This window comes from Halorussus litoreus (assembly GCF_003382685.1).
Taxonomy (GTDB): Archaea; Halobacteriota; Halobacteria; order Halobacteriales; family Haladaptataceae; genus Halorussus; species Halorussus litoreus.
On the sequence record NZ_QLVG01000033.1, the window covers coordinates 72119 to 78431 of the forward strand.

Sequence of the window (6313 nt, forward strand, 5' to 3'; positions counted from 1 at the left end):
ATGGCGATTCCGGAGCGGTACGCGCGCCAGTTCCTCGAAGACGGCCCGAATCTCGCGTGGCTCCTGTCGGTGAACGTGCTGGCGATGCTCGTCGGCGTGCGGTTCTACGTCGAGAGTCTGCCGGACGTCTCGACCGTGCTCTGGCCGCTGTACGCCGACTCGCCCGCCGCGCTGTTTCTGGCGACGGTGTCGCTCGCGACGCTCCTCCCGAACCTCGGGCGGCGGGTCGAGGAGGCCCCGCGGAACCGCTACCTCGCGTACCTCCACACGTTCGCGTTCGTCTGGCTCGTGAAGTACGGACTCTGGACGTTCGTCGCGCTCAACCTCGGCTTCGGGTCGTACTTCGGCCCACCGTGGGAGCCCGACGCGGTCTGGTCGTACTGGTTCATCATCCTCACTCACCTCGCGTTCGTGGCCGAGGCGTACCTGTTCCCGCGCTACGGCGCGACGACCCGCGGCGCGCTGGCGGCCGCGCTGGCGGCCCTGCTGGTCAACGACGCCCTCGACTACCTACTGGGCATCCACCCGCCGCTCCGCTACGAGCCCGGTTTCGTCCTGCCCGCCGCCACGATTGCGCTCTCGGCCGGTGCCGTCGTCGCGGCCGCGCGGGCGTTCGACCGCCTCCCACGCGAGAACGGCGTTCCGCGCGAGGACCGCACGAACGAGGGAAACAGTGGGTAAGGCGGCACGCGAGGCCAGCGCGAACGACCACGAAGCGCGGAATAGACGTAGAGTCCGCGTACGCCTCTTTTGAACTCTAAGGATGTCTCTGATACCGTAAAACCGGGGCGTGAACGGAACGAACGAATATCTGCCTTTTTAAGCTAGAGGGAGTAAGAAGCGAGTAATGAGTGCCTATCGAGCCGCCCTGTTGGCGCTATTGGTCGTGGGAGCGTCCCTCGCGGCTCTCCCGGCGAGCGCGACCGACGGTGCCGACGACGCCTCCGACTCGCCCGAGGCAGTCGAAACGTCCGGACCGTCGGTAGCGACGTCTGGACCGTCGGTGGAGATGTCCGGACCGACCGACAACACGTCGGGTCCGACGGTCGACGCCCAGTCGGCGGCCGCGAACGATAGTGCGAACAACTCCTCGTTCGGCGCGGACATCTCGTCGTTCATGCAGTCGAGCACCGCGGAGGTCGGCGGCGCGGTCGAGACCGGTATGTGGACCGCGGCGTACAACGGAACCGACAACCGGTCGGTGCGCGCCCGACTCGTCGAGCGCCAGACCGGCGACCTCCGCGACGATCTCGCCGATCTCAGGGACCGCAGACAGGAACTGCTCGACGAGCGCGAGGCGGGCAACCTCAGCAACGCCGCCTACAAGGCTCGCGTCGGCCAACTCGTCGGCCGCATCAACGCCCTGAACGCGGCCATCAACGCCACCGAGAGTCGCGCGCGGGAGGTGAACGAGAACGTGGAGAACGTCACGAGGCTCCGAACCGAGACGGCGGAGTTGACCGGGCCGGAGATCGCGGCGGTCGCGCGCAACCTCACCGGCGTCGGGAACGGTGCGGGCGGCCCGCCGAGCGGCGTCGGGGCAGGGAACGGTACGGGCGTTGGAGCCGGGAACGGTAACGGCAACGGCGTCGGAGCTGGAAACGGAACCAGCGTCGGAGCCGAGAACGGCGACAACGACACGGCCGTCGGAATTAGTGACGGAAATCCGGCTAACAGTGACGCCGGTCCCCGAAACGGCAGTAACGCTGCCGGGAACAACGGCAATTCGCCCGGTAAAAGCGGCGACGCTCCCGGAAAAGCGGATGGCGTTCCGGGTGCAGCGAACGGGACGGAGGTGAACGAGACGGGGATGAACAAAACCACGGGGATGAACGAAACCACGGCTGTAGAAGAGAAAGCAGCCGTCGACGAGAAGCCGGCGGTGAACAGGACGGCGGCAGGCCCCGACGGAGCGACCGGCGGCGGACCGTCAGACGAGTTCACGAGCGAACTCTCGACGCTCGCGACGGGGACTGGTGAGTTCTCCGGCGTCGTCTCGCTCGCTCTCGACGCGAACTGGTAAGCTGAGCTTTTCTTCGCCGAGGATACGTCCCGGCCGAGAGACACCCTTTTGAGCGCGCGACGTCTACCACCGACAGCGAATGGACTCCGCCGAGCTACTCGACATCTTGGGCAACGAGAATCGCAGGCGCATCCTGCGGCTGCTCTCGCGAAAGCCCTGCTACGTCACCGAGATCAGCGAGTACCTCGGCGTCAGTCCGAAGGCCGTCATCGACCACCTCCAGCGGCTCGAAGACGCGGGGCTGATCGAGAGCCGGACCGACGACCGCCGCCGGAAGTACTTCAGCATCTCGCGCAACCTCCGGCTGGAGGTGAGCGTCTCGCCCTACGAGTTCGGCATGAAGAGTGCCTACCCGGCGAGCGCGAACCTCGACGTGAGCCGATGCAGATACGTCTCGCTCAACGTCCAGATGGGTGCCGAACTGGAGGACGACGACAGAACCGATTTCGACGACAAGGAGCTTACTGACGCCGAGGCGGTGGCTGACGCTGAGGAGGTAGCTGATTCCGAGGCGGTGGCTGCCGCCGAAGAGGTAGCTGACGACGAGGAGAACGCCGGAACCGAGGCGGACGCCGAGACCGCTACCCACCTCGCGTCGGAACTCGACGAACTCCAGCAGCTCCAGAGCGAGCTCTCGCTGGCTCAACGATGGGTCCACGGCCGCCTCGCCGACGTGCAGGAACGCCTCGGCGACGCCCTCGACGCGAACGGCGAGCGTCGCCTCCACGCGGACGTACTCGCGGCCGTCGCGGGCGGGGCGACGACTCCCGCAGCCGTGAGCCGGGTGGTCGAGGCTCCGGAGCGCGTGGTCGAGGAGTGTCTGGACGAACTCGCAGAACGAGGGTTGGTGGAGCGCGACGGCGAGGGCGGGGAGAACGAGGAGGGCGGTGAGTGGGTGCTGGCGGAGTAGCTGCAGCGGTGCGTATAACCACACAGAATACCAGCCGACGAGACGATGGTCTATTCGCTATGAAGCATATTTACCCGTTCGCGCCGAACGTTTGCATATGGCAGCGGCCGACTCACCGACGATTGGACTCGACCATCCCACGGTAAACCCCCATCCGAACGCCGCCACGGCCTCGTCCGGGCGGTCGGAGGTGTGCCAGTGCCACGACTGCGACTTTCGCGTCGAGCTAAACGGTGACGTGCCGCCGACGTGTCCGAACTGCGACGGTGCGCTCCGTCGCGTCGAGGCGTGAGCGAAAGTCGAGGTGTGGGCGAGGGCTCAGCTGGTCAGAAGAACGGCTAATTCTACTCGGGCGATTCAGATGTCCGCGGTCAGGCCGTCCCGGAGATCCTCGCCGAAGTACGCGCCGAGCGCGCCCGCCAGCAGGCCGGTGCCCGCGCCGAACGCGGCCATCGGAGCGCCGAAGCCGCTGACGACCGACAGCGTGAGGTTCGTCAGCAGGACTGTCAGCCCGGCCGCGACCGCGCCCGCGGCGGCCGATTCGAGGACGGTCGAGCGCTCGGCCGCGAGGCCGAGTACGAACGCGCCTGCGAACACGCCCACGAGGCCTGCGAGGCTGTCGAGGAACGGAATCGGGATGAACGCGTTCCCGGCGAACATCCCGCCGCCGAGCAGGACGACGGCGTAGAGGAAGACTCGCGGGGAGAACAGACTGCCCGCGCGGTGTTGGAGACGTTGGCCGAACGAGGCCGACGTGGTGGAGGACTCCGAGGAGTCGGACTGGCTCGCGGCGGACTGCGGAGAGCCGGACGCCTCGTCGGACTCCGATTCCGCGAGATCGTCGTCGAGGAGGTGGGCGTACTCGTCCGCGACCGAGTCGCTGGAGCGCTGGTCGGAACGCTGGGGCATGCGTGTGGGTGGAACCCGAGAGGTAATGGGTCTTTTCGTGCCTCGGAGGTGGCTGTGTTCGGAAACGCGATAAGATGAGTCGAGCGAGACCGAGAAAGACCGATGGCGGACAACGAGCGTGCGACCGCTTGAGCCTCGGAATCACCGCGACCGCCAGCACCGCGAACACCCACGTGCCGAAAAGATGGTTTCAAGTCCGCAGGGCCGGTAGCCCCGAGCATGAATCCCGGCGACCGCGTCCGCGTCGAGCGGACCGACCAGACCTACGAGGGCGTACTGCTCCCCTCCTCGACGAGCCAGAACCTCGTCGTCAAGCTCGAAGGCGGGTACAACGTCGGCGTCGACCGCGAGGATGCCGACGTGGACGTACTCGAAAGCGACGTGTACGACGTAGGGGGTGGCGACACCGACGAGTCCTCCGAAGTCGAGTTCGACGAGGACCTGCCGACGGTCTCGCTCATCTCTACCGGCGGCACCATCGCCTCGACCGTCGACTACCGAACCGGCGCGGTGACCGCGCAGTTCGACGCCGAGGACGTGCTCCGGGCGGTGCCCGACCTCGCTGGACGGGCGAACTACCGCGGTCGCGTGGTGGCCAACATCCTCTCGGAGAACATGACGCCCGAGGTCTGGCAGGACCTCGCCCACGCGGTCTACGAGGAGATCGAGGCGGGCGCGGACGGCGTGGTCGTGATGCACGGCACCGACACGATGCAGTTCACCGCGAGCGCGCTTTCGTTCATGCTCGAGACGCCCGTCCCGGTCGTGTTCACCGGGAGCCAGCGGTCGGCCGACCGGCCGTCCTCGGACAACGTGATGAACGCAGTCTGCGCGGTGGAAGCTGCCAAAGCCGACGCCGCGGAGGTCATGGTCTGCATGCACGCCTCCGAGAGCGACGACGTCTGCGCGCTCCACCGGGGCACCCGCGTTCGGAAGAACCACACCTCGCGGCGGGACGCCTTCGAGACGGTCGGGCGCGAACCGCTCGGCGAGGTCGACTACCGCGAGGGGGACGCGGAGGTTTCGTTCCGCAGGGACTACGCAGAGCGCAACGAAGTCGACCTTGCTATCCGCCCCGACCTCGAATCCGAGGTGGAACTCCTGAAGTTCACGCCCGGCACGGACGAGTCGGTGCTCGACCTCGCCGAGGGGAAGGCGGGCCTCGTGCTCGAAGGCACCGGGCTGGGCCACGTCCACTCCGAGTGGGCCGACCGCATCGGCGACCTCGTCGACGACCGGACAACCGTGGTCATGACCAGCCAGTGCATCTGGGGCCGGGTCTGCGACCGGGTGTACGACACGGGCCGGGACCTGCTCGACGCGGGCGTGGTCGAGGCGGGCGACACGCTCCCCGGCACCGCGAAGGTGAAGCTGATGTGGGCGCTGGCCAACAGCGACGACCCCGAGGAAGCGATGCAAGAGCCCATCGCGGGCGAACTGACCGAGCGGTCGGTGCCGTGGGAGTGATGGCGGGCGACCGTCGCGAGCGGTCCGACGCCGACCGCACCCAGTCGAGCGGCGAGGTCGTGGTCCGGGAGGCCCGTCACGACGACTACGACGCGGTGGCGGCGTTCACCAGCGGGACGTGGGCCGACCGCGGCGTCTCCGACTACATCCCGCGCGTCTACCACGACTGGATCGAGGGCGACGACGACCAGAAGCGAACCGTCGTGGCCGAGATCGACGGCGAGATTGCGGGGCTGGCCCAGTCGGTCATGCTTTCGAAGTGGGAGGCGTGGAACCAGGGGCTGCGCGTGAACCCCGACTACCGCGGCCGGGGCGTCAGCGTCGCGGTCACCGTGGACCTGTTCGCGTGGGCCCGCGAGCAGGGGGCGACCGTCGCCCGGAACATGGTGTTCTCGTGGAACGGGGCCGGGCTCGGCCAGTCGCGGGCGACTGGCTACGACCCCGTGACCGAGTTCCGGTGGGCCCACCCCGAGCCGGACGCCGGGGCGGAATCCGCGTTCGACGTGACGGCCGAACCCAATGCAGCGTGGCACTTTTGGACCGACAGCGAGGCCCGCGACCGGCTGGCCGGACTGGCGCTCGACGACGAGGAGACGTGGGCCGTCTCGCTGCTCACCCGCGAGGACCTCCAGCGAGCGGCCGACGACGGCGGCCTGTTCGTCGTCCAGCGCGACGACGGAACGGCCGGGTTCGCCCACCGCGTCCGGGAGTACGAGCGCGAAAGTGAGGAAGACGACAGCGTCGAAACCGAGCGGTGGGTCGAGTACGGCGTGGGCGCGTGGGCCGACGCGGCGAGCGCCGACGCCCTGTTCGCGGCCGTCGCGCGCGACGCCGCCGACCGTGGAGCAGACCGAACGCGGGTGCTGATCCCCGAGAGCGCACGTTTCGTCAGCGACGCGGCGGCGTGCCGAGTCGGCATCGCCGAGGAGCCGGACTTCGTGATGGCGGCCGACCTGACGCCCCAGTAGGCCGCGCCTACCGGCCATCTGGGCTGGCGACGCCGG

The 6313-nt window shown here is 68.2% G+C and carries 7 protein-coding genes; 6 read left to right on the top strand and 1 reads right to left on the bottom strand.

The window, feature by feature from the left end:
* The 4 genes from DPQ64_RS12275 (at position 1) to DPQ64_RS12290 (ending at position 3225) form a co-directional block, all read left to right on the top strand.
* Complete coding sequence (locus DPQ64_RS12275; protein ID WP_115864609.1) at positions 1-681, top strand: DUF1405 domain-containing protein; 681 nt, start codon at positions 1-3, stop codon at positions 679-681.
* Positions 682-847: 166 nt separating this feature from the next.
* The gene (locus DPQ64_RS12280; protein WP_115864610.1) at positions 848-2023 is read left to right on the top strand and encodes a DUF7096 domain-containing protein; all 1176 of its coding nucleotides are present in this window, start codon (positions 848-850) and stop codon (positions 2021-2023) included.
* Positions 2024-2102: 79 nt separating this feature from the next.
* The gene (locus DPQ64_RS12285) at positions 2103-2933 is read left to right on the top strand and encodes an ArsR/SmtB family transcription factor (protein WP_115864611.1); all 831 of its coding nucleotides are present in this window, start codon (positions 2103-2105) and stop codon (positions 2931-2933) included.
* Positions 2934-3030: 97 nt separating this feature from the next.
* The gene (locus DPQ64_RS12290) at positions 3031-3225 is read left to right on the top strand and encodes a hypothetical protein (RefSeq protein WP_115864612.1); all 195 of its coding nucleotides are present in this window, start codon (positions 3031-3033) and stop codon (positions 3223-3225) included.
* A 65-nt stretch (positions 3226-3290) separates the two neighbouring features.
* Here the strand turns inward: DPQ64_RS12290 and DPQ64_RS12295 are convergent, their stop codons facing one another.
* Positions 3291-3842: a hypothetical protein gene (locus DPQ64_RS12295; RefSeq protein ID WP_115864613.1), complete on the bottom strand. Its 552-nt coding sequence runs from the start codon at positions 3840-3842 to the stop codon at positions 3291-3293.
* Between the two features lie 219 nt (positions 3843-4061).
* Between DPQ64_RS12295 and gatD the strand changes: the two genes are divergently transcribed.
* Both gatD and DPQ64_RS12305 read left to right on the top strand, forming a co-directional pair.
* The gene (gene gatD, locus DPQ64_RS12300; protein ID WP_115864614.1) at positions 4062-5309 is read left to right on the top strand and encodes a Glu-tRNA(Gln) amidotransferase subunit GatD; all 1248 of its coding nucleotides are present in this window, start codon (positions 4062-4064) and stop codon (positions 5307-5309) included.
* Positions 5309-6277, top strand: coding sequence for a GNAT family N-acetyltransferase (locus tag DPQ64_RS12305; protein WP_115864615.1), 969 nt, complete (start codon positions 5309-5311; stop codon positions 6275-6277). Before gatD ends, DPQ64_RS12305 begins: the two co-directional genes overlap by 1 nt.
* Positions 6278-6313: the final 36 nt, after the last annotated feature.